The organism is Arthrobacter sp. CG_A4, assembly GCF_035985125.1.
Taxonomy (GTDB): Bacteria; Actinomycetota; Actinomycetes; order Actinomycetales; family Micrococcaceae; genus Arthrobacter.
In genome coordinates this window covers 1-22,666 of sequence record NZ_JAXCID010000009.1, presented here as the reverse complement: position 1 = coordinate 22,666, position 22,666 = coordinate 1, and the positions used below count along the sequence as shown (strand labels likewise).

The 22,666-nt window shown below is 66.8% G+C and carries 17 protein-coding genes, 1 tRNA gene and 1 pseudogene; 9 read left to right on the top strand and 10 right to left on the bottom strand.

Going from position 1 to position 22,666, the window contains the following annotated elements:
* The first annotated feature begins 61 nt into the window (after window positions 1-61).
* Together RCH07_RS05735 and RCH07_RS05730 are read left to right on the top strand one after the other, a co-directional pair.
* Entirely contained in the window at window positions 62-1,675 is a 1,614-nt protein-coding gene (locus RCH07_RS05735) for a peptide chain release factor 3 (RefSeq protein ID WP_326966516.1), read from the top strand.
* 216 nt (window positions 1,676-1,891) lie between these two features.
* A complete protein-coding gene (locus tag RCH07_RS05730) occupies window positions 1,892-3,247 on the top strand; it encodes a GAF domain-containing serine/threonine-protein kinase (RefSeq protein WP_326966515.1) in 1,356 nt (451 codons plus the stop codon).
* Window positions 3,248-3,286: 39 nt separating this feature from the next.
* Here the strand turns inward: RCH07_RS05730 and RCH07_RS05725 are convergent, their stop codons facing one another.
* Window positions 3,287-4,489 carry a PucR family transcriptional regulator gene (locus RCH07_RS05725; RefSeq protein WP_326966514.1) on the bottom strand — a complete coding sequence of 401 codons (1,203 nt, stop codon included), beginning with the start codon at window positions 4,487-4,489 and terminating at the stop codon, window positions 3,287-3,289.
* Window positions 4,490-4,589: 100 nt separating this feature from the next.
* Here RCH07_RS05725 and RCH07_RS05720 point away from each other — a divergent pair, with 100 nt between their 5' ends.
* Complete coding sequence (locus tag RCH07_RS05720; RefSeq protein ID WP_326966513.1) at window positions 4,590-5,660, top strand: ferredoxin reductase; 1,071 nt, start codon at window positions 4,590-4,592, stop codon at window positions 5,658-5,660.
* Window positions 5,661-5,671: 11 nt separating this feature from the next.
* The gene (locus RCH07_RS05715) at window positions 5,672-6,862 is read left to right on the top strand and encodes a fatty acid desaturase family protein (protein WP_326966512.1); all 1,191 of its coding nucleotides are present in this window, start codon (window positions 5,672-5,674) and stop codon (window positions 6,860-6,862) included.
* Window positions 6,863-6,973: 111 nt separating this feature from the next.
* Here RCH07_RS05715 and RCH07_RS05710 read toward each other — a convergent pair whose 3' ends face one another.
* The 3 genes from RCH07_RS05710 to RCH07_RS05700 form a co-directional block, all read right to left on the bottom strand.
* On the bottom strand, window positions 6,974-7,627 hold the full coding sequence (locus RCH07_RS05710) for a class I SAM-dependent methyltransferase (protein ID WP_326966511.1): 654 nt from the start codon (window positions 7,625-7,627) through the stop codon (window positions 6,974-6,976).
* A 452-nt stretch (window positions 7,628-8,079) separates the two neighbouring features.
* Complete coding sequence (radA, locus tag RCH07_RS05705; RefSeq protein WP_326966510.1) at window positions 8,080-9,453, bottom strand: DNA repair protein RadA; 1,374 nt, start codon at window positions 9,451-9,453, stop codon at window positions 8,080-8,082.
* A gap of 128 nt (window positions 9,454-9,581) precedes the next feature.
* Complete coding sequence (locus RCH07_RS05700) at window positions 9,582-10,709, bottom strand: FUSC family protein (protein WP_326966509.1); 1,128 nt, start codon at window positions 10,707-10,709, stop codon at window positions 9,582-9,584.
* Between the two features lie 255 nt (window positions 10,710-10,964).
* Between RCH07_RS05700 and pstS the strand changes: the two genes are divergently transcribed.
* The 4 genes from pstS to pstB all read left to right on the top strand — a co-directional run bounded on the left by pstS (window position 10,965) and on the right by pstB (window position 15,109).
* Window positions 10,965-12,083: a phosphate ABC transporter substrate-binding protein PstS gene (gene pstS, locus RCH07_RS05695; protein WP_326966508.1), complete on the top strand. Its 1,119-nt coding sequence runs from the start codon at window positions 10,965-10,967 to the stop codon at window positions 12,081-12,083.
* A gap of 159 nt (window positions 12,084-12,242) precedes the next feature.
* Window positions 12,243-13,175 (top strand): phosphate ABC transporter permease subunit PstC, encoded by a 933-nt coding sequence (gene pstC, locus RCH07_RS05690; RefSeq protein ID WP_326966507.1) that lies wholly within the window; start codon window positions 12,243-12,245, stop codon window positions 13,173-13,175.
* Window positions 13,176-14,285 carry a phosphate ABC transporter permease PstA gene (pstA, locus tag RCH07_RS05685; protein WP_326966506.1) on the top strand — a complete coding sequence of 370 codons (1,110 nt, stop codon included), beginning with the start codon at window positions 13,176-13,178 and terminating at the stop codon, window positions 14,283-14,285. It begins immediately after the preceding gene.
* Between the two features lie 44 nt (window positions 14,286-14,329).
* The gene (pstB, locus tag RCH07_RS05680; RefSeq protein ID WP_326966505.1) at window positions 14,330-15,109 is read left to right on the top strand and encodes a phosphate ABC transporter ATP-binding protein PstB; all 780 of its coding nucleotides are present in this window, start codon (window positions 14,330-14,332) and stop codon (window positions 15,107-15,109) included.
* 75 nt (window positions 15,110-15,184) lie between these two features.
* On the opposite strand, the gene RCH07_RS05675 is transcribed toward pstB, so the two are convergent.
* The 3 genes from RCH07_RS05675 to RCH07_RS05665 all read right to left on the bottom strand — a co-directional run bounded on the left by RCH07_RS05675 (window position 15,185) and on the right by RCH07_RS05665 (window position 17,814).
* Window positions 15,185-16,201 carry an inorganic phosphate transporter gene (locus RCH07_RS05675; RefSeq protein WP_326966504.1) on the bottom strand — a complete coding sequence of 339 codons (1,017 nt, stop codon included), beginning with the start codon at window positions 16,199-16,201 and terminating at the stop codon, window positions 15,185-15,187.
* 1 nt (window position 16,202) lies between these two features.
* A complete protein-coding gene (locus tag RCH07_RS05670; RefSeq protein WP_326966503.1) occupies window positions 16,203-16,820 on the bottom strand; it encodes a DUF47 domain-containing protein in 618 nt (205 codons plus the stop codon).
* A gap of 337 nt (window positions 16,821-17,157) precedes the next feature.
* On the bottom strand, window positions 17,158-17,814 hold the full coding sequence (locus RCH07_RS05665) for a hypothetical protein (RefSeq protein WP_326966502.1): 657 nt from the start codon (window positions 17,812-17,814) through the stop codon (window positions 17,158-17,160).
* Between the two features lie 203 nt (window positions 17,815-18,017).
* Between RCH07_RS05665 and RCH07_RS05660 the strand changes: the two genes are divergently transcribed.
* Window positions 18,018-18,090, top strand: a tRNA-Lys gene (locus tag RCH07_RS05660).
* 195 nt (window positions 18,091-18,285) lie between these two features.
* Here RCH07_RS05660 and RCH07_RS05655 read toward each other — a convergent pair.
* From RCH07_RS05655 to RCH07_RS05645, 3 genes and pseudogenes are all read right to left on the bottom strand, one after another.
* Window positions 18,286-20,685, bottom strand: coding sequence for an excinuclease ABC subunit UvrA (locus RCH07_RS05655; protein WP_326966501.1), 2,400 nt, complete (start codon window positions 20,683-20,685; stop codon window positions 18,286-18,288).
* A gap of 201 nt (window positions 20,686-20,886) precedes the next feature.
* Window positions 20,887-22,059: a GGDEF domain-containing protein gene (locus RCH07_RS05650; RefSeq protein WP_326966500.1), complete on the bottom strand. Its 1,173-nt coding sequence runs from the start codon at window positions 22,057-22,059 to the stop codon at window positions 20,887-20,889.
* A 400-nt stretch (window positions 22,060-22,459) separates the two neighbouring features.
* Window positions 22,460-22,666 (bottom strand): annotated as a pseudogene (locus tag RCH07_RS05645) (hypothetical protein); the annotation flags it as partial.

Here is a 22,666-nt window from a genome sequence, read left to right as displayed (position 1 = left end):
GCCACCCGGACTCGCGCAGTCCCGTCCCGCCACCATCAAAAGCCGCAGCGAAAGTAGCACCGTGTCTCAAGAAGTCCTTAGCCCCGCCCGAGTGCAGGAGATTCACAAGCAGGCTGCCCGGCGTCGGACTTTTGCGGTCATCTCCCACCCCGACGCCGGCAAGTCGACGCTGACCGAAGCGCTCGCGCTGCACGCGAAGGTGATCGGCACCGCCGGCGCCTCCAGCGGCAAGGCCAACCGCAAGGAGACGGTCTCGGACTGGATGCAGATGGAAAAGGACCGCGGCATCTCGATCAGCTCGGCCGCCCTGCAGTTCGCCTACCGGGACACCGTCATCAACCTGCTGGACACCCCCGGCCACGCCGACTTCTCCGAGGACACCTACCGTGTGCTGGCCGCCGTGGATTGCGCCGTGATGCTGGTCGATGCCGCCAAAGGCCTGGAAACCCAAACCATGAAGCTCTTCGAGGTCTGCAAGCAGCGCAACCTCCCCATCATCACGGTGATCAACAAGTGGGACCGGCCGGGCCTGGATGCCCTTGCCCTCATGGACGAGATCACCGAGCGCACCGGCCTCCTCCCGATGCCGCTGACCTGGGCTGTGGGCATCTCCGGTGACTTCCGCGGCGTCTGGGATCTCCGCAATGACCGTTTCGCCCAGTTCAAACGCAACAACGCCGGCGCCAAAATCGCCCTCACCGAGTACTTCACACCGGAGGAGGCCGCTGCCAGCCAGGGTGAGGACTGGTCCAACGCCGTCGACGAGGCAGGGCTGGTTGTCGAATCCAACCTCCAGTTCGACGTCGGGGCGTTCCACGCCGGCAAGGCGACCCCGATCCTTTTCAGCTCCGCCGCACTGAACTTCGGCGTGAAGGAAATCCTCGACGCCCTCGTGGACTTCGCGCCGCCCGCGGCCCCCCGGCCCGACGTCGACGGTGCCCTGCGGCCCGTCGATGCGCCCTTCGCCGGGTTTGTCTTCAAGGTCCAGGCCGGCATGAACAAGGCCCACCGCGACCACGTCGCCTTCATCCGCGTCTGCTCGGGCATGTTTGAGCGCGGCATGGTGGTGACCCAGGGCCGGACCGGAAAGTCCTTCGCCACCAAATACGCCCAGCAGGTCTTCGGCCGCGAACGCGAGGTCATCGACGAGGCCTTCCCCGGCGACGTCGTGGGCCTGGTCAACGCCTCCTCGCTGCGGGTCGGCGACAGCCTGTTCCTGGAGCGGCCGGTGGAGTTCCCCGCGATCCCGCTGTTCGCTCCGGAACACTTCCAGGTGGCGCGCTCCAAGGACCCCAGCCGTTTTAAGCAGTTCCGCCGCGGCATCGAACAGCTCGAGCATGAGGGCGTCATCCAGGTGCTCCGCTCGGACATCCGCGGCGACCAGGCACCCGTCCTGGCCGCCGTCGGTCCCATGCAGTTCGAGGTTGTCGAGGACCGCATGGCGCACGATTTCAGTGCGCCGATGCGGCTTGAACGGTTGCCGTACTCCATCGCCCGGATCTCGACGGCGGACGCCATGCCGGCGCTGGCCAATGTGCCCGGCGCCGAGGTGTTATTGCGGTCCGACGGCGAATACCTGGCGCTGTTCAACGACGTCTGGGCGCTGCGCCGGATCGAGAAGAACCACCCGGATTTGACGCTGCTGCCGATCGGTACGCACAACCCCGCCAAGTAGCGGCCGACGCCCTCCGGGGCAACATTCAGGAAAAAGTGCTGCGGGGCTTCCTGGCGGGCGAAATCGGGTTATCATAAGTAACCTTGCTAATTCTGCGGGCGCCGCACTCAAGGAAAGCAAGAACACTTCTTGACTGATTCAACTAGGAGACGGGCCACGCTAAAACGGGCCATGTCGAGACGGGCCGCCGCAAAACCGGCCACCCTGAAACGGAGCATGGAACCCGGATTCCTGCTGAGCGGGCGCTACCGGATTGAAGACCCCATCGGCAGGGGAAGTCAATCGACCGTTTACCGCGCGTTCGATGAACTCCTTCAGCGCGAGGTGGCAGTCAAACTCTTCCGCAATGACGGTGACGACCTTGAGCACACCCGCCGGCAGGGCCAGGAAGTGCGGATCCTCGCCGGAATGGGCCACCACGCCCTCGTGACGCTCTTTGACGCCGGCTCCGACCTGAGCGACCCGTCCGCGCGCCTGAGCTACCTCGTGATGGAACTGGTCCGCGGACCGGACCTCCGCCACCGGACTGCCCAGGGACCGCTCTCCGCGGCGCACATGGCGCTGATCGGCCATGACCTGGCGGACGGCCTCGCCTACATTCACCACCACGGCATCGTCCACCGTGACGTGAAGCCGGCGAACATCCTGCTGGTGGACTACAGCAACGAGGACCGCCGGCCGCGGGCCAAGCTCACCGACTTCGGCGTCGCCATCATGATGGACAAGAGTCCGGCGGAGGGGGGCGGCACGTCCGGCACCCCTGCCTATCTGAGCCCTGAGCAGGCCGCCGGTGAAGCCGCCGGTCCACTCAGCGACGTGTACTCCCTGGGCCTTGTGCTGCTCGAGGGCCTGACCGGGAAGATGGCCTACCCGGGAGCGCCCGTCCAGTCCGCCGTCGCCCGGTTGCTCCAGGATCCGCACATCCCGGAGGGACTTGCGCCCATGTGGGTCTCGCTTTTGTCCTCCATGCTGGCCCGGGACCCGGCCGGGCGGCCCGCCGCCCGCGAGGTCTCGCTGGCCCTGCACCAGGAAGTGGTCAACGGAGCGGCCCGCCACCGCCTCGCCAACGTTTCGTCAGCGTCCGACGAGGAAGGCCGCATGCGCGCCGTCGAGCGATACCGGATCCTCGATACGCCCGCCGATGGAGCCTTTGACCGGATCGCAGGTCTCGCGGCACGCTTGTTCTCCGTGCCTGTCGCGATCGTGAGCGTCGTGGACCACGACCGGATCTGGTTCAAGGCACACCACGGCACGGACGTGACCGAGATCGGCCGGGATCCGGGACTCTGCGCCTCCGCGATCCTGCAGGACGACACTTGGGTGATTGAAAGTGCGGCCACCGATCCGCGCGCGCTGGCCAACCCGCTCGTGGCGGGCGAGTTCGGCCTGCAGTTCTACGCCGGAGTTCCGCTGCGCACCCCGGATGGCTACAACTTGGGCACCTTCTGCATCCTGGACCGGGAACCGCGCCAGTTTACCGCCGAGGACACCCGGACGCTCGAAGACCTGGCCGCGATCGTCATGAACGATCTTGAGTTGCGGCTCCAGAGCAGGGAAGCGATCACCCGCTGACACGGCCCGACGCCTGCTGTGCCAAATGCCGGCGCTGGCCTAACGCCATCCGGAGTGGAGGGCGAGTTCCAGCTCGAAGCGCGCCTTAGGGTCCTCCAGAGTGTCGCCGAACAGCTCACGCAGCTGGGCCGCGCGGTAGCCGACGGTTTGTGGATGAATTCCGAGTTCGGCCGCCACCGGGCCGCGCTGGCCCCAGTGCCGAAGCCAGGACAGCAGTGTCACGGCCAGCCGTTCGCGCTGGGCCGGGCGCAGTCCTTCCAGCGGTGCCAACCAACGGTTGGCCAGCTCGGCGATGGCGGACGGCTCCGCGCCGAGGATCACCTCGGCCAGGTGCTCGTCCGCCCAGATCGGCGGATCCTCCGGACCGTCCCGGGGCGGCAGCACGGAGGCCGCCCGCACTGCCAGGCGGAGCGAGTCCGGGACTTTCTCCCAGCCGCCGGCCGGCCCCACGGCAGCCCCGCGGCCGCGCAGCGCCTTGTCAAGGTCCCCCCGTGCGGACTCTGACTTCCGTGCCGGAACCAGGGCGACGGCGTCGGTCTCGCGTTCGATCACGAGCGTCCCGGGTCCTAGCCGCAGGCGCAGCCCGGCCGACCGGTCCACCGGCAGCGTCACCACGATCATCCGGGGCGGCAGGGACCAGTCCGCCATGGCGGCCATCTGGCGCAGGGCCGCCTCGTCAGCCTGTCCCAGCAGCAGCAGGTCCAACAGTTCGGTTCGGCGCCGGTCCACCGCGCCGGCCCGTTCGGACTGCTCAAAGGCATACGCCTCGGCGCTGACCGCCGATAGTTCATCGATGTAGGCAAGAATCGATTCGCCCAGATCGACCACCACGCTCTGGCCCAGATGGTGCTCAACGGAGACCCTCGACATCTCACGGAACGTCACGCGGGCACCCATACGGTAGGCGCTGAGCAGGGCATCCATGCTCCGGCCCTGCCGGAATTCGCCACTGCCCAGTCCCGCCACCAGCTGACGGCTCTCCTCCGACAGGGCCGGCAGCGTGGTCCCCGGAAGCTGCAAGAAGCGGTCAAGAGCGGCCGCGACACCCCGCCGCAGCCCCCGGCCGAACCGCCCCTCGATGGGCCGGGCATAGGCGGGCACCAGCTGCGGCACGGCGTCGATGATGGCCTCGACAATGCCCGGCATCATCGGCCGGAGCATGTCGCTGACCTCGCGCGGCAGCGCCAGCCACGGGGGGTCGATGGCGGGTGTTTCGGGCAGGCCGGTCGGGGAAGCGTTCATGAGGCACATTCCGTAAAGTTGTTGCGGGAAGATAGTTTCCTGAACTCGATCGTATGCCCAGAGTGAAGAACTATGACCCTATCTGACATAAGATGGAAGCATGATCCGGCTCCGTAAGCTGGCGCGCGCCGCATCTCTACTGACCACCCCCCTAGCTCCAGAAGATATTCTGTCGCTGTTCAACCCCGTGTTCTCCGCCCGCCAGTTGCGCGGCGTGGTCACCCGGGTGGTTCCAGAAACGGCCGATTCCGCCACCATATTCTTCCGTCCCGGCCGCGGCTGGCAGGCACACCTTGCCGGCCAGTGGGCCCGTATCGGCGTCGAGCTCGACGGCGTCCGTCACTGGCGGTCATATTCGCTCAGCGCCCCTGCCGGCAAGGACCCGGCCATCACCGTCACCGACATGGGCGCGGTCTCCGGCACACTGGTGCGCAGCACCAAGTCCGGCGACGTACTTTTCCTGGCGCCCCCGCAGGGCGACTTCGTCCTGCCGGAACATCCGCGGCCGCTGCTGATGCTCACCGCCGGCAGCGGAATCACCCCGGTTATGTCGATGATCCGCACCCTGGTTCCGCACCGACCGGATTCCGACGTCGTTCTCATCCACAGCGCCCGGACCCCGGCGGACGCCATTTTCCGCGAGGAACTCGCCGAACTTGCAGACCAGTTCCCCAACTTCAAGGTCACCAACTGGTTCACCGGTGAACGCGGGCGGCTGGACTTCACATCGGCCGCCGAACTGGACCAGCTTTGCCCCGACTGGCGCGAGCGCGCTGCCTACGCCTGCGGACCCGAAGGTTTCCTCGACGACGCCGAGGTGCTCTGGGCAGCCGGGACCTCCGCAACTGACGACGGCGTCGCCACCCTGACCATCGAGCGCTTCAGCACCAAGCTGGCCGGCGGCGACGGGCACGACGGCGGACTGGTCACCTTCGAGGCCTCGGACCGCGAGGTCGAGGCCGACGGCGATACGCCCCTGCTCGACGTCGGCGAGGATGCCGGCGTCCTGATGCCCAGCGGTTGCCGCATGGGCATCTGCCACAGCTGCCTCATCCCCCTCCGCGCCGGCCAGGTTCGTGACCTGCGCACGGACGAAGTCCATGGCGAGCCCGGCCAACTAATCCAGACGTGTGTTTCGGCAGCCGCCGGACCTGTTAACCTCGACCTCTGAGGAGTACCCGCATGACGATTATTTCCGACAAGCCTGATGTTTCCGCTGATGACACGAGTTCTTCGACGGCGCCCGCTGCCGTGAAGACGCGGCCCGGCGCCCTCGCCGAGTCCGGCAGCCCGACGGTCCGGCCGCCGGCCGCGGCGCACCTCTCCGACGCGCAGATCGCCGAGATGGGCCGCGAACTCGACGCCATCAAGGACGATATCCTCGCCAAGCGCGGAGCGTCCGACGCCGCCTACATCCGCCGCATGATCAAGATCCAGCGCGGACTCGAGATCTCCGGCCGCGCCGCCCTTCTGGTGAGCAAGAACAAGGCAGCCTGGGTCACCGGGACCACGCTGCTGAGCTTCGCCAAAATCCTGGAAAACATGGAACTGGGGCACAACATCCTGCATGGCCAGTGGGACTGGATGCGTGACCCGGACATCCACTCCACCACCTGGGAATGGGACTTCGTTACGCCCGCGCGCGCCTGGCAGCACACCCACAATGATCTGCACCACCGCTGGACGAACGTCATCGGCAAGGACAACGACGTCGGGTACAACCTGCTGCGCATGGACCCCCAGCAGGAATGGAAGCCGTTCAACCTCGGCAACCCGCTCTACAACGCGCTGCTGGCCCCGGTCTTTGAGTGGGGCATCGCGATCTACGATCTCGAGCTCCAAGATTACAAAGAGGGCAAGAAGTCCAAGGAAGCCCTTACCAAGGACCTCAAGGCCCTGGGACGCAAGGCCCTGAAGCAGTTCACCAAGGACTACGCCGCCACTCCCGCCGTCGCCATGCTGACAGGCTCCGGAAAGCAGGCGCTCTACGGCACCCTGACTGCGAATGCTGTCCGCAATGTCTGGGCACACGCGGTGATCTTTTGCGGCCATTTCCCGGATGGGACCGACACTTTCACCGAGGAAATGGTGGAGGGCGAGACCCGTGGCGACTGGTACGTGCGGCAGATGATCGGCTCCGCCAACATCTCAGGCTCCAAGTTCATGCACCTTATGACCGGCAACCTTTCGCACCAGATCGAGCACCACCTCTTCCCGGACATTCCATCCAACCACTACGCCGAGGTGGCGCCGAAGGTGCAGGAGATCTGCAGGCGCTACGGTCTGCCGTACACCACTGGCCCCATCTGGAAGCAGGTCGGCTCCACCTGGGCCAAGGTTTTCAAGCTGGCCCTGCCGCCCAAGAAAGCCTAGTTTCAGTCCGGCACACCGGCTGGAATGATTGATATGAGGGGCGCCTGCCATCGCGGCAGGTGCCCCTTTTGCGTGGCGTTGCGGTTCGCGAGTCGGACCCGGGCGGGAACGTCACGCCGCGGGATTGTCCCCGGGGTTGGCTGCCACACCGAGAACGTGCGCCACCCGCGGGTTGCCGGGAAGAGCTGAAAAGCCGAAGCGCTCCAGGGCGTGCACGGTGAAGCCGGCACCCGCGATCGTGGCTGCGGTGTCGCGGTTCGGGTGGCATCCGCCGGCCAGCCGGCTCCACAGCGGTGCGATCAGGTCCTCGGCGGCCGCAAGCACACGGTGTGCCGAACGTACGTGTTCGTAGAACAGCAGCAGGCCGCCGGGTCGTAGGACCCGGGATGCCTCCGCCAGCGCGGCCGACTGGTCCGACACGCTGCAGAGCACCAGACTCGAGACGACGACGTCTACCGACGCGTCCGCCGCCGGCAGCGATTCCGCCACGCCGTCCTGCACAGTGACGGGCACCGGTGCCGTGGCCGCGGCGGACACCGCCAGCGCCCGGAGCGTGGGGTCCGGTTCGAGCGCCAGGACGCTCGTCACCGCAGCCGGGTAGAAGCCGAAAGTCGCCCCGTAGCCTGCCCCGATTTCGACGACGACGCCGTGCGCCGTCTCCACGAGGCGCCGGCGGTGGGCCGCCGCTCCGCGGGCGTCCATGCGCGGACCCACCCGGGCAAAGTGTGGTCCGAATGATGGATCGCGGGGGCTGTTGTCCGGCATCGGGGCGTCCTTCCGGTCAGCTGACTTCGGTGGCGTTGAGCTGCAGGCACCGCAGCAACGGCGCGTTGAGCGCCGACCCGGAGCCGCATCAGGCCGAAGCCGTCTCCGTAGCGTCCCGTCATGGCCAGATCCCTTAGCCGGTGCCCTGGTCTGTCTCCAACGCTCCAACTCTAGCGCTCCCCCGCTTGCCGTCCTCCGGCTAGTGGGAATTTTCGTTAGTTCGTCGGGGGTTTGGGCGCGGTGGCCGGGCTCAGGGACATGTCCCGCGCCGGGGGCAGCGGGTGGACATAGTGTCATTGTGCCCGGTCCCGGGTGCGAAGAATGGGCATGTCCCGCTGGACTGGACGCCGGCGCGAAAAGGTCCAGGCTCCGTCTGATCCCCGACGAACCGGCGAAATTGACCGCTAGGCTCCGAAGGCGCATATTTTCTCGGCGCCGCGAACCGGTCAGGGTCAGCTGAGCAGCAGTCCCAGCGCCTCGGCCAGGTGTCCGACTTCCCGCACGGAGAAGCCTGCGGGGATGGGACCGGGCCCATTGGGACTTGCGGGCACCACGGCGTGAGTGAACCCCAGCCGGTGGGCTTCCTGGATCCGCTGGTTAATGCCAGGTACGGGCCGGACTTCGCCGGCCAGGCCCACCTCGCCGAAGGCGATAAGCCGCTGCGGCAGAGGCTTCCTGGCCTTGGCGGAGGCCACCGCCAGGGCGACGGCCAGGTCCGTGGCGGGCTCGCTGAGCTTCACGCCGCCGACGGTCGCGACGTAGGAATCGTCCTTGTTCAGCAGGCAGCCGGCACGCTGCTGGAGCACGGCGAGCAGCATCGCAACACGGGAGCTGTCCAGTCCGCTCGTGGCGCGGCGGGGCTGCGCGCTGGAACTTTCGGCCAGCAGGGACTGCACCTCGGCCAGCAGCGGCCGGCGCCCTTCCAGGGTCACGGTGATGCAGGTTCCGGAGACCGGTTCCTTGGTCCGCGAGACGAAGAGCCCGCTCGGATCGGCCAGGCCCACGATGCCGTCCTCGTTCAGGTCAAAGCAGCCGACGTCGTCCGTGGGGCCGTAGCGGTTCTTGACCGCCCGCAGCAGCCGCAGCCGGGAATGACGCTCGCCTTCGAACTGGCACACCACATCCACGAGGTGTTCAAGCAGCCGTGGCCCGGCGATGGAGCCGTCCTTGGTTACGTGTCCCACCAGCAGGGTGGTCATGTTGCGGCGCTTGGCCGCGGCAATCAGCGAGGCGGCCACCTCGCGGACCTGCGAGACTCCGCCGGCGCTGCCCTCGACGTCGGCGCTGCTCAGAGTCTGGACGGAGTCCACGATCAAGAGGCGCGGCTCGAGCTTCTCCACCTGCCCCAGGGCCTGGCCCAGGTCCGTTTCGGCGGAGAGGTACAGGGAGTCGGCGACGGCGTCGATCCGGTCAGCACGGAGCTTCACCTGCGCGGCGGATTCCTCGCCTGTGATGTAGAGGACGTCCTGCGCGGTGCGCGCAAACTTGGCCGCGACGTCCAGCAGCAGGGTGGATTTGCCCACGCCGGGTTCGCCGGCCAGCAGGATGACCGCGCCGGGAACCAGCCCGCCGCCAAGCACCCGGTCCAACTCGTCCACGCCGGTGGGCAGGAAGGCCGCGGTGCTGGCATCCACCTCGGAGATGCGGCGGGCCGGTTCCAGGACGGTGGTGGCCGTCGTCGTGCGTGCCACGGCGCCGCCGGTCTCCTCAACGCTGCCCCAGGCCTGGCACTCGCCGCAGCGGCCCACCCACTTGGCCGTGGTCCAGCCACATTCGGCGCATTTGTAGCCCGGCGCATTGGAAGCGCGGGAAGTCTTGGTAGCCATTGCTCCACACTATCCGCGGCCAGTGACAACCAAGCTCCCGCGCCGCGGAAAAGCCCCCGCGGAAACGCGTACGGTGAGACCGCATCGCCGAAAAGGCCGCCGCGGAGTACCGCCGGCCGGAAAGCCGGTTACAGCGGCGGCAGGATGTCCCGGGCTTCGCCGGAGTCCACCCCGGCGGCCTCGAGCAGGTCCACCATCAGCGGGCGGAACAGCATGACCACCGTTTCGCCCTCCAGCCGTTGCACGTCCAGCAGCCGGGGATGCAGCCTGCCCGCGATCTCCCGCAGGTCTGCCCGGGTGGTACGCAGATGGGCGCGGCGGGCGCCGTCGTGCGCTTCCGCCAGGCCAAGCGAGAGCTCATCGACGGCATCGGCGGTCTCCTGCAGTACCTCGGCGATGTTCTGGGTGGCCTCATCGGAGAGCGCCGCGTGGTTGATGGCGCTGGTCAGGCGGCGGGCGAAGACGCGGCTGTTGCGCAGCGCGAGGTCGATGTAGTCCAGCGACTGCTCCATCCGGTCCAGTTCCTCCCGGTGCCGCCGGTAGGCCGGGGCCAGGGTGGCCACCTCGCCGGAGGCGCGCAGGGTCTGGCGCATGGAATCGACCAGCGGCTGGCAGTTCCGTCCGCGGATGAGCGCGTGCCAGGCCTGGGTGGAGTCGCTGGAACTCAGCGCGGAGCCGCATTCGCGCAGCACTTCGGCAAGCTCGTGCAGGAGTTTCTTGACGTCATTGCGGGGTTCCCGGCGCGGATCCTTGGGAATCAGGACGGTCACGAGCAAGGCGAAAATGCCGCCGACAATGGCGTCGATGCTGCGGGTGAACGGGCCGCCGTCCGGAGCCGGCAGGAGCACCACCAGCAGCGACTGCAGGCCCAGTTGCGTGGTGAAGATTGTTCCGCTGTCCAGGAACCGTGCCAGCAGGATCGAGAACAGCAGCACGACGGCGGCCTGCCAGATCCCGGCGCCCAGCCAGTGCAGTAGCAGATCGCCCACGACGATGCCGATGGTGCACCCCAGGCCCACCTCCACGACGCGGCGCAGCCGGGGATCGCGGGAAAAGCCGAGCGCAATCAGCGATGATGTGGCGGCGAAAAGCGGGCCGGTGTGACCCAGGACGTACTCGGCGAAGGCGTAGGCACCCACGGCGCAGGCTGTCATCTGGACGGCCGGCAGGATCGAGTTGCGGCTCCGGACAAAGCCGGTGCGGACCCGGCCGCGCAGGAATCGTGCGCTTGCGGAGAGTCCATTAGCGGAGGCCATGCCCACCAGTCTATTTGCAGCCGCGGGCACCGCCGACTGCGGCCAAACCCCCTACGGCTGTGACCCAGCCAACGCAATGGTGGCCCGGCAGATGTCAGCCAATGTCCCGGTGTCGTTAACCCCCTGTTCACTTTGCACCGCAATTCTCTTCACCTCAGGCACATAACTTCAGTAGAGGTACAAACCGTACGCATCCGCTGCTGCGGCCTTCTCCGGCCGGGCACGCACAGAAAATCCCTGGAAGGGGTACATCTAGTGAAGGCTCTCCGCTTCGGCCGCAACGCGGCAATCGCTGTTATCGCCGCCGGCGCTCTCGCGCTTACCGCCTGTGGTTCTGATAACGCAACGGGCACTGCCCCCGCGAACACCACCGCCTCGGGTCCGAAAGTTACCGGCACCCTGACCGGCATCGGGTCCTCCGCGCAGGGCGCGGCAATGGATGTCTGGAAGACCAACTTCGCCTCGGCAAACCAGGGCGCCAGCGTGCAGTATTCCCCGGACGGCTCCGGCGCCGGCCGCAAGGCACTCCTGGACGGCTCCGCCCAGTTCGGCGGCTCCGACGCCTACCTCAAGGATGACGAGTACGCCACCGCCAAGACCCAGTGCGGCCCCGAGGGTGCCTTGAACATCCCGGTGTACATTTCCCCGATCGCCGTGGCCTTCAACCTGCCGGACATCAAGGAACTGAAGCTCGACGCCGGCACTGTCGCCAAGATCTTCCGCGGCGAGATCGCCAAGTGGAACGACCCGGCCATCGCCGCCCTGAACCCGGACGCCAAGCTCCCGGACCTCAAGGTCACCCCGGTGAACCGCTCGGACGATTCCGGCACCACCACCAACTTCACCGAGTACCTTGCCGCCGCCGCGGCCGAGGCCTGGACCGACAAGGCCTCCGGCATCTGGCCCGCAACCCTGAAGGGCGAGAACGCCAAGGGCACCTCCGGTGTGGTCAAGACCGTTACCGACACCCCGGGCGCCGTTACCTACGCTGACGATTCCGCCGTGAGCGGCAAGCTCGGCATCGCGCAGATCAAGGTGGGCTCCTCCTTCACCAAGATCTCCGCCGAGGCAGCGGCCAAGGCGGTTGACGCCGGCAAGCCCGTCGAGGGCCGCAACGCCAACGACCTCTCCATCAAGCTGGACCGCAAGACCACCATCGAGGGCGCCTACCCGATTGTGCTCGTCTCCTTCCACGTCGTCTGCAGCAGCTACGCCGATCAGAAGACCGTCGACCTCGTGAAGGGCTTCGAGAACTACGTTGTCTCCGAAGCCGGCCAGAAGGCAGCCGCTGACGCCGCCAAGTCCGCCCCGCTGTCCAAGACCCTGGCCGACAAGGCCCTGAAGTCGATCGAATCCATCAAGGTCAAGTCCTAGGGTTCCCGCGCGCCAACAGGCATAGTGGAAACACAATCCAGATCCAGGTTCCCTGCTCCGAAATGGCTGTCATAGACGGCCGCCCCGGGGCAGGGAACCGCCGCGTTTGTTCTGTAGTTGCCAGAAGTACCAGTTGATTCGAAGCTGAAGGACCGTGAAGTGACCACCACCTCCCTGACCTCGTCCCGGGGCGCAGGCCGCGCCGGGGACAAAGTCTTTTCCGCAGCCACCTTGGCCGCAGGGTGCCTGATCCTTGCCGTGCTCTTCGGCGTGGCGCTCTTCCTCGTCGTCCAGGCGATCCCGGCCCTCACGGCCTCGCCGGACAAGATCAAGGGCGGCGAAGGCTTCCTCGCCTACATCTGGCCGATCGTGATCGGCACCCTGATTGCGGCCGCCATCGCCATCGTCATCGCCACCCCGGTGGCTATCGGCGTCGCGCTTTTCATCTCGCATTACGCCCCGCGGCAGCTCTCCTCGGGGCTGGGTTACGTGATTGACCTTCTGGCCGCGATTCCGTCCGTGGTTTACGGGGCCTGGGGCGCGGCGTTCCTGGCCAAGGAGATTTCGCCAGCCTACAACTGGCTGGCCGGCAACATGGGCTGGCTTCCCATCTTCCAGGGTCCCGCCTCCGCCACCGGCAAGACGATCCTGACCGCGGGAATCGTCCTGGCCGTGATGGTCCTGCCCATCGTCACCTCGCTGACCCGCGAGATCTTCCTGCAGACCCCCAAGCTGCACGAAGAGGCCGCGCTGGCGCTCGGCGCCACCCGCTGGGAAATGATCAGGATGGCCGTGCTTCCGTTCGGCCGCCCCGGCATCATCAGTGCCGTGATGCTGGGCCTGGGCCGCGCGCTCGGCGAGACCATGGCGGTGGCGCTGGTGTTGTCCTCCGGCGCCCTCACCGCCAGCCTGATCCAGACCGGAAACCAGACCATCGCCGCGGAGATTGCGCTCAACTTCCCGGAGGCCAGCGGGCTCCAGGTCAGCACCCTGATCGCGGCGGGCCTGATCCTGTTCGTCATCACCCTCGGCGTGAACATGATTGCCCGGTGGATCATCAGCCGGCACAAAGAATTCTCGGGAGCCAACTAAATGACCTCCACCCTCACCCCCGTCCAGAAGCGCTCTTCCCTCACCAAGGGCCAGCTGCCAACCTGGGCCCCGTACGTTGTTCTTGGCGCGGCCCTGGTACTGGGCGCCGCCATCCTGGCCCTCATCGGCTTCAACGCCTTCGGCTGGGGAATCGTCTCGGCCATCCTCTTTGCTGCCGGCCTCGTCGGCTGGAGCGCCGTCGTGGAAGGCTCCCGGCGGGCGAAGGACAAGCTGGTCAGCTGCCTGGTCGTCGGCGCGTTCCTGATCGCGCTGCTGCCGCTGATTTCCGTGATCTGGACGGTCCTGGTCAACGGTCTTCCCGGACTCATGAACCCGGGCTTCCTGACCACCTCCATGAACGGCGTCACCGGCGCCTTCGACAACAAGAGCGTGGACGAAGGCGCCCCGGTGGTCGGCGGTATTTTCCATGCCATGATAGGCACCCTGCTGATCACCGCGGTCGCGACTGTCATCTCGGTGCCCGTGGGCCTGCTGTCCGCCATCTACCTTGTGGAGTACGGCAACGACCGCCCGCTGGCCCGGGCCATCACGTTCTTCGTGGACGTCATGACCGGCATCCCCTCGATCGTGGCCGGCCTGTTCGCGGCAGCCTTCTTCTTCGCCGTAGTGGGGCCGGGCACCAAGACCGGTGCCGTCGCCGCCGTCGGACTCTCCGTGCTGATGATTCCCGTGGTGGTCCGCTCCAGCGAGGAAATGCTCAAGATCGTCCCTAACGAACTCCGCGAGGCGGCCTACGCCCTGGGGGTCCGCAAATGGCGGACCATCCTGAAGGTGGTCATCCCGACGGCGATTTCCGGCATCGCCTCGGGCGTCACCCTGGCGATTGCCCGCGTGATCGGCGAAACGGCGCCGATCCTGGTCACCGCAGGATTCGCAACCTCGATTAACGCCAACGTGTTCTCGGGCTGGATGGCCTCGCTGCCCACGTTTATCTACACGCAGATCCTCAACCCGACCTCGCCGTCCAACCCGGACCCGTCATCCCAGCGCGCCTGGGGCGCGGCCCTGGTCCTCATCATCCTGGTGATGCTGCTCAACCTCGGCGCCCGCCTGATCGCCCGCATGTTCGCCCCCAAAACCGGCCGCTAGCCTGAGCCAGCGCCCCTACAACGTCCAGCAAGTGAAGGAACACCATGTCTAAGCGCATCGACGTCAAGGACCTGAACGTCTACTACAGCAAATTCCTGGCCGTCGAAGACGTCACCATCAACATCGAGCCCAAGTCCGTCACCGCCTTCATCGGGCCCTCCGGCTGCGGCAAGTCCACGTTTTTGCGGACCCTGAACCGTATGCACGAGGTTATTCCCGGCGCCCGGGTGGAAGGCGAGGTGCTCCTCGACGGCGAGAACCTCTACGGGCCCGGCGTGGACCCGGTGACCGTCCGCTCGCAGATCGGTATGGTCTTCCAGCGACCCAACCCCTTCCCCACCATGTCCATCCGGGACAACGTGCTGGCCGGCGTGAAGCTCAACAGCCAGAAGATGTCCAAGGGCGAGGCTGATTCCCTCGTGGAGCGCTCCCTGAGCGCAGCCAACCTGTGGAATGAGGTCAAGGACCGCCTCGCGAGGCCGGGCTCGGGCCTGTCCGGCGGCCAGCAGCAGCGTCTCTGCATTGCCCGCGCCATCGCCGTGGAACCCCAGGTGATCCTGATGGACGAGCCATGTTCGGCGCTGGACCCGATTTCCACCCTGGCCATTGAGGACCTCATTAACGAGCTCAAGGACCAGTACACCGTGGTGATCGTGACCCATAATATGCAGCAGGCCGCACGCGTCTCGGAGAAGACCGCGTTCTTCAACATCGCCGGAACAGGCAAGCCGGGCAAGCTGATCGAATACGGTGACACACACACCATCTTCAGCAACCCCTCCGTAAAGGCCACCGAGGACTACGTTTCCGGCCGCTTCGGATAGTCTCGCTTTCCCATCGACTGCTCCATATCCGCCGTTTTGACCCCTCAAAAGGGCGGATGTGGAGCAATCGATGGGCTAGGGGCTGGCTATGGGGGACAGCGCGAGCCCCAGGATCAACGCCACGGCCGCGGTGACCATCGGGGTGAGCACCCAGAAGCGCAGGATCCGGATCACGAGCCGCCGGTTGGTGGCCGGGAAACCCTGGTTCGATCCTGAGCCCAGGACGGCCGCGGTGACCGTGTGGGTGGTCGAAATCGGCCAGTGCAGCCCGATTGCTCCCACCAGCAGGATCACCGAGCTGTACAACTGGGCTATGGAGCCGCGCAAGGGGTCCATCCGCATCAGCCGGTAGCCGATCGTGTAGGAAATCCGCCAGCCGCCGGCCAGCGTTCCGGCCGCCAGCATTGCGGCGGTGAGAAGCGCCACCCAGGCTGGCATGGCGCCGCCGTCGGACAGCCCGGCGGCCAGCATCGCCAGTACCAGTACGGCGGCGGTGCGCTGCCCGTCCTGCAGCCCATGCGCAAACGCGACGGCCCCGGCGGCGACGGACTGGGCCCGACGCGAGCGGCCGTTGACGACGCTCGGCGGCGTGTACCTCGCGGCCCACGTGACCGGCCACACCAAAAGATAAGCGCCGGCGAAGGCTATGACCGGTGAGACCAGCAGCGGGAGTGCCACCTGGAGCAGCAGCGATGTATCCGCCCCGCCTATGGCGTTTCCCCCGACCGCCACGCTCGCGGCGCCGGCTCCGGCCAGGCCACCGACCAGCGCGTGGGTCGAGGAGGATGGAATACCCCGCCACCAGGTGTAGATGCCCCACAGGATGGCGCTTACCAGCCCCGCCGCCAAAATGGTCAGCCCGTTTTGTCCCGGCGGCAGGCGGACCCAGGCCCGGCTGACCTGCAACGCCAGGGCGGCGCTCAGCCCGGCCCCGACGAAATTGAAAAATCCGGCCAGCAGTACCGCGACTGTGGGGGTCAGCGCGCGGTTCCGCACCGCCAGCGCCACCGAGGTGGAGGCATCCCTGAAGCCGTTCAGGAAGGCAAAGGCCGCGGCGAAGACCACTACCAGGGCAAAGAAAAAGATGGTCACGTCAGGATTCCTTGACGATGATGCTGCCCACCTGGGTTGCGATCCGGCGCATGTCCTTGGTGACTTCCACCAGCTGGTTTGCGATGTCGCGGTTGCGTGCGTACTGGGCCGACTTCATCTCGGTGAGCAGGTCCGCCACCCAGACCCGGTGGGTCCGCTCCGCGCGCTTGGCCAGCCGAAGGACCTCGATCCAGTAGTCCTCGAGGTCGTCCAGATTGTTGAGCTTCCGCATGGCGTCCACGGTGAGTTCGGCCTGCCGGCTGATGATCTCGAGCTGGTCCGCGGCGCGTTTAGGCAGCCGGTCCAGCTTGTAGAGCGAAACGAGCTCCGCGGCGGCGTCGAGTTTCTCCATCGCCTCGTTGAGGTACCGCGACAGGGCGTACATGTCCTCACGGGGGAGCGGACTTACAAAGGTGCTCCGCATATGGGTCAGCAGGGCGAAGTGCAGTTCCGCCGATCTGGCCTCGTGGTTGTGCATGTCCTCTACAAGCCGTGCATGCTCACTCACGGGGGCACCCAGGATTTCCGCGAGCGTGGCCGTGGCGAGCACGATCTGGCGCGCCAGCTGGGAAAGGAGGTTCAGCCCGGCGGGCTCCTGGGGGAAAAGGCGCAGCTTCACGTGGGGTTACCGGTCTTCGGGAGAGGAGTACTCGGGTGGGCTCGGCCGGCCGTATGACTTGACGATGACCCGCGCGTAAGCATTACTTTACCGTCAGGTCCGGGAGCGCCCGGAAAGCGTTCCGGCGGGTCCGGCAATGTGACGGCGCACGGCTGGAACGGGCCTGACGAGGGCATGAAAATGGTGCCGAACCGGAGACGCCTCTCGGCGGTAGGCCGCTCTAGGCGGCTAGATGTTGAAGCCCGGGGGTTTCGCGGTTCGGCACCGCTTTTAGTTTTCTACGACAACCGGGACAAGTCAACATTGACAGTCCGGGGCGGGCATGCGTACTGGGACTTCAATCCAGTTCGCCCAGGCGCCACGCGTTGGCCGCGTGCTCAAGGTCCTCGGCCGTCTTGACCAGGAGATGCGAATTGCGGGTGAGCTTGCTCGCATGGTTCTCGTTGCTGTGATCGGCGCCGTCGGCGAGGGTCGCCTGGCCAAGGGCCACCACGCGGCAGAACGCGGCGGAACGTTCCAGCGCGACGTCGAACTCGCCGTCGAACGCTCCGGAGAGGATGGCATTCGCCATCGACTTCATCTCGTCCGCTCCCGGCGGCTCGGCGGCACCGGCAACCACATTGGAAACCTGCGCCGTGTCCTTGCCCGCCTTGAAGTAGACCGAAATGCGCTCGGGATCCTGGATCGTGGCGGCCCGCAGGGCGTAGAGGCGCCACAGAGCTCCCGGGAGGGACCGCGCCGGACTTTCGGCCCACATCTCGGCGATGGCTTCCAGCCCCTGCTCATCGGCGAGTTTCACCAGCCGTTTGGTGACCGTGGGGTCGTCGCTGTCGCGGCCGCGGCGCACGAGTGCCTGGGCGGCAAGGTGGGCGGCCTCGGAGATGCGGGCAGGGTCCGCTCCGCCGGCGAAGGGCTCAAAATCGATGGGTGCGAAGGGCTTCGGCTTGTGGTGCCGGTGTGGTCCGGGGCTGCTGGCTTCTGCGTGCTCGCTCATGCCACCACGCTACTCCAGTGCTGCCGGGGAATCGAGCGTGCGGCCTGGGGACAGTGCCCGTCAGCGGGGCGCACGACGGCGGTGTCACCGCCGTCGTGTGAAAGTCGGCCCCGGTGTGGGGTACAGTAATTAACGTCCAGAAATGGACTGGGCTGATCTGAACTTGGGCAGCGGATTTTCCGCCGCTCCGGGGCAATCGGCTGGGGCCTTTAGCTCAGATGGTAGAGCATCGGACTTTTAATCCGTGGGTCGAGGGTTCGAGCCCCTCAGGGCCCACCCACGTCGCAGGCCAGAGGCATTTTGCCTCTGGCCTGCTTCTCTTTTGAGACCCTGACCCGGCGAAACCCAACGAATTCGCTTTTCTTTACATGTCGGGCCATCCGTTGCCCGTTTCTTTCCAGCCCCCTCGGTGACATGGGCGGGAATGGCTTGCAGCGGGCCAGAGGCATACTGCCTCTGGCCCGCAGTCGTTCAAGACCCCGACCCGCCGACGTAGGCCGCGAGGTGCTCGCCGGTGAGGGTGGAGCGGGCCGCGACGAGGTCCGCGGGTGTGCCCTCGAAGACGAGTCTGCCGCCGTCGTGGCCCGCGCCGGGGCCGAGGTCGATGAGCCAGTCGGCGTGCGCCATGACGGCCTGGTGGTGCTCGATCACGAGGACTGATTTGCCGGACTCCACCAGGCGGTCGAGGAGGCCCAGCAGGTTCCGGACGTCGGCGAGGTGCAGGCCGGTGGTGGGCTCGTCGAGAACGTAAACGTCACCCTTCTCGGCCATCTGGGTGGCCAGCTTGACGCGCTGCCGCTCGCCGCCGGACAGCGTGGTGAGCGGCTGGCCGAGGGTGAGGTAGCCGAGCCCGACGTCCACGAGCCGGTCGAGGATGGTGTGCGCCGCCGGCGTCTTCGCCTCCCCGTCGCCAAAGAACACCCCGGCCTCGGTCATTGACATGGCCAGCACTTCGGCGATGTTGCGGCCGCCCAGTGTGTATTCCAGGACGGACGCCTGGAACCTCTTGCCCTCGCAGTCCTCGCAGGTGGACTCGACGGTGGCCATAACGCCCAGTTCGGTGAAGATGACGCCCGCGCCGTTGCAGGTGGGACAGGCGCCTTCTGAGTTGGAGCTGAACAGCGCCGGTTTCACGCCGTTGGCCCTGGCGAACGCCTTGCGGATCGGCTCGAGGAGGCCCGTGTACGTCGCCGGGTTGCTGCGCCGCGACCCCTTGATGGCATTCTGGTCAACCACCACCACGCCATCGCGGCCGGCCACCGAGCCGTGGATCAGCGAGCTTTTGCCCGACCCCGCGACACCCGTCACCACGCAGAGCACGCCGAGCGGAATGTCGACGTCGACGTCCTTGAGGTTGTGCGTGGAGGCGCCACGCACCTCGAGCGTACCGGCCGGCGTGCGCACCGATTCCTTGACCGCGGCCCGGTCGTCGAGGTGCCGGCCGGTGATGGTCCCACTCGCCCGGAGACCCTCCACGCTTCCCTCGAAGCAGACGCTGCCGCCCTCGGTACCGGCGCCGGGGCCCAGATCGACGACGTGGTCAGCGATGGCAATAGTTTCCGGTTTATGCTCCACGACGAGCACGGTATTGCCCTTATCGCGCAACTGCAGCAGCAGCTGGTTCATCCGCTCGATGTCGTGCGGGTGCAGGCCGATCGTCGGCTCGTCAAAGACGTAGGTGACGTCCGTGAGGGATGAGCCCAGGTGCCGGATCATCTTGGTGCGCTGGGCTTCGCCGCCGGAGAGCGTGCCCGCCGGCCGGTCCAGCGAGAGGTACCCCAGCCCGATCTCGGCGAACGAGTCGAGCAGGTGCTGCAGGCCCTTGAGGAGCGGCGCGACCGACGGCTCGTTGAGCTCGCGGACCCACGCGGCCAGGTCGCTGATCTGCAGCCCGCACAGCTCGGCGATGTTCTTACCCCGGATCTTCGAGGACCTGGCCTCCGGGCTGAGCCGCGTGCCGTCGCACCCGGGGCAGGTCTGAAATGTGATGGCCCGCTCCACGAAGGCCCGGATGTGCGGCTGCATGGAGTCGACGTCCTTGGCGAGCATCGATTTCTGAATCTTCGGGATCACGCCCTCGTAGGTGAGGTTGATGCCCTCGACCTTGATCTTGGTCGGTTCTTTGTAGAGCAGGTCGTGCATTTCCTTCTTGCTGAACTTGTTGATCGGCTTGTCCATGTCGAAGCCGGCGCCGCTGAAGATGCGGCCGTACCAGCCGTCCATGCTGTAGCCGGGGATTGTCAGGGCACCCTCGCCGAGCGACTTGCTGGCGTCGAAGAGCGCGGTGAGGTCGAAGTCGGAGACCGAGCCCATACCCTCGCACCGCGGACACATGCCGCCCAGGTAGACGGCATTTTGGACGACGCTCTTCTCCACCCTGCCGCCCTTCTCGGTGCTCATCACCCCGCTCGCCTTACGCGTCGGGACGTTGAAGGAGAACGCCGTGGGCGGTCCCACGTGCGGCGATCCCAGCCGGCTGAAGAGGATCCGGAGCATGGCGTTGGCGTCGGTGGCAGTGCCCACCGTGGAGCGGGGGTTCGCGCCCATCCGCTCCTGGTCGACGATGATCGCCGTCGTCAGCCCGTCCAGGACGTCGACGTCGGGCCGCGTCAGGTTCGGCATAAAACCCTGCACAAAGGCGCTGTAGGTCTCGTTGATCATCCGCTGCGACTCAGCGGCGATCGTTGCGAACACGAGCGAGCTCTTGCCCGAGCCGGAGACGCCGGTGAACACCGTCAGGCGGCGCTTCGGGATCTCGATGCTGATGTCCTTGAGGTTATTCTCGCGTGCGCCCTGCACCCGGATCAGCTCGTGGCTGTCGGCTATGTTCAACTCAGGCGGCTGCGTGTCCGTACCCGTGGCTATGCTCATCGTGTCTCCATCTGTTGGGCGGGGCCGCCGTCGGCGTCTCCTGGCTGAATCCGAGCGGCGTCGAGCAATACGTCTGATTCTCCTTCGTCGGCGCCGCCGGGGCAACGGTCCGCTGTCCACCTGCTGGCAGCCGTCTGCCCGGCGCCGTCGGCCTGCTCAGCGTTGTCCTGCGGGGGCTATCTGCTGCCAGGCGGGATTCGCTCAGGGTGCCTGATTGCCCGCGAGTGCCAGCCCGATCACCGCGCGGTTGCGACCGGCTGACTTCGCCTGATAGAGCGCGCGGTCCGCGTCCCGGAGGAGGCGCGGCAGCCCGGTGGCACGGTCGTGCGCGTCGACGACGCCGAAGCTCGCCGTGGGCGCGTCCGTGCCGTTCGGCAGGGGGTTGTGTTCAGCCAGTGCGGCGTTGATCCGGCCCGCGATCCGAACGCCCTCCGCAGCGTCGACGCCGTCGAGCAGCAGCACAAATTCCTCCCCGCCGTAGCGGCCCACGAGGTCCATACTCCGCACGGTGAGGCGGCAGGCCTCGGCGAAGGCGCGGATGACGCCGTCGCCCGCGTCATGGCCGAAGCGGTCGTTGATGCCTTTGAAACGGTCCAGGTCCGCCATCACAATCGCGGTGTCGACGCCGGCCGCCAGATTGGTCCGGAGCCGATGTTGGGCCTGGCGCATGAATTCCCCGCGGTTCAGCAGCCCCGTGAGCCCATCGCGGTAGGCCAGCTCCCGGAGGTTCTCGGTCCGCTGCGCGTAGCTTAGCGAGGTGATGCTGGACGATACCACCACCAGCAGGATCATTGCCATCAACAGGGTGACGCCGGTCCCGAAGACCTTTTGGAACAGCGGATCCGCCGGGCCGAGCACCGCCAGTCCAGCCATCCGGCTGAGGTAGTAGAAGGCGCAGACGGCCGTGGCGATGGCGAGGGACCGGACAAGGGGCCAGGAGTGCGCCCGTTCGCGCCACAGCTCCACGGAGGCGAGGCCGATCGCCGACCCCATGAGCGCCAGCAGGACGATGCTGCCGATCCGTGCGTTGTCGGAGTAGCGGACGGTGACGTCGACTGCCACGGCGGCGGCGGCCGGGATCCCCAGCAGCCAGGGGGTGACCCGGCGGTCGGCCAGCGATCGGGTGCCGGCCCAGACGCAACCGGCGCCAAACACCATCACCCCGTTGCCTACGCCTGGGGTCCAGGCAACGTCCTGGACCTCGCCCAGGAAATATAGGCTGGCGCCCACGAAGAAGGACGCTACGGCACCGCACCACCAGGCGGCGAAGGAGGCCCGGCTCTCGCGGTACGTGTCGAAGTAGAAAAGCACCAGCATTGTCAGCGACATCACGGCGAAGACCACCATGAGTGTTGACCGGTCCAGAAGCACCATACGAAAAATATTTCCCAGCTGCCGGAGCCGGCCCTGCCCATCGACTGTCGGCGTAGTTTCCTGCCGGATCGGGCTCCGGCCGGGACAAGTCTCGCAGAACCTTGACCCGCCGCCCAATGCGGCTTGGGCCCGCTGTCCAGGAGGGAGGCGCCGTCTCGCCGCGGGACATGCCCCGCTCCCGCGGGAAGGGCTGGACACAATCCCATTGTGCCCAGTCCCGGGCCTGAAAAATGGGCATGTCCCGCGCGGACAGTGGGGCCGTGATGGGTTTTACGCGGACGGCCCGGCGACGGCGGGGATGTGGTTCAGCAGCCGGCCACGGAAAAGTGCCACGGACCCCCAGGGAGGATCCGCGGCACTTCCCGCCGAACCATGCATCCGGCAGGTTTTTCGGTGGGTGTTACTTGGTGTTGACGGTGATTTTGGCGATGCCGACGAGCATGTCGGCTTTCACGGCGTCGGTCTTGAAGGTTTTGTTCAGCAGGCCGGCGGCGGTGTCGGAGATCAGCACGCGGGTTCCTTCCAGGACGGCGGTGTCGCCGGCGGCCTGGAGGGGCTTGAGGGTGGAGCCGTCGAGGTTGAAGATGTAGGCCTGCTTGGCGGCGGT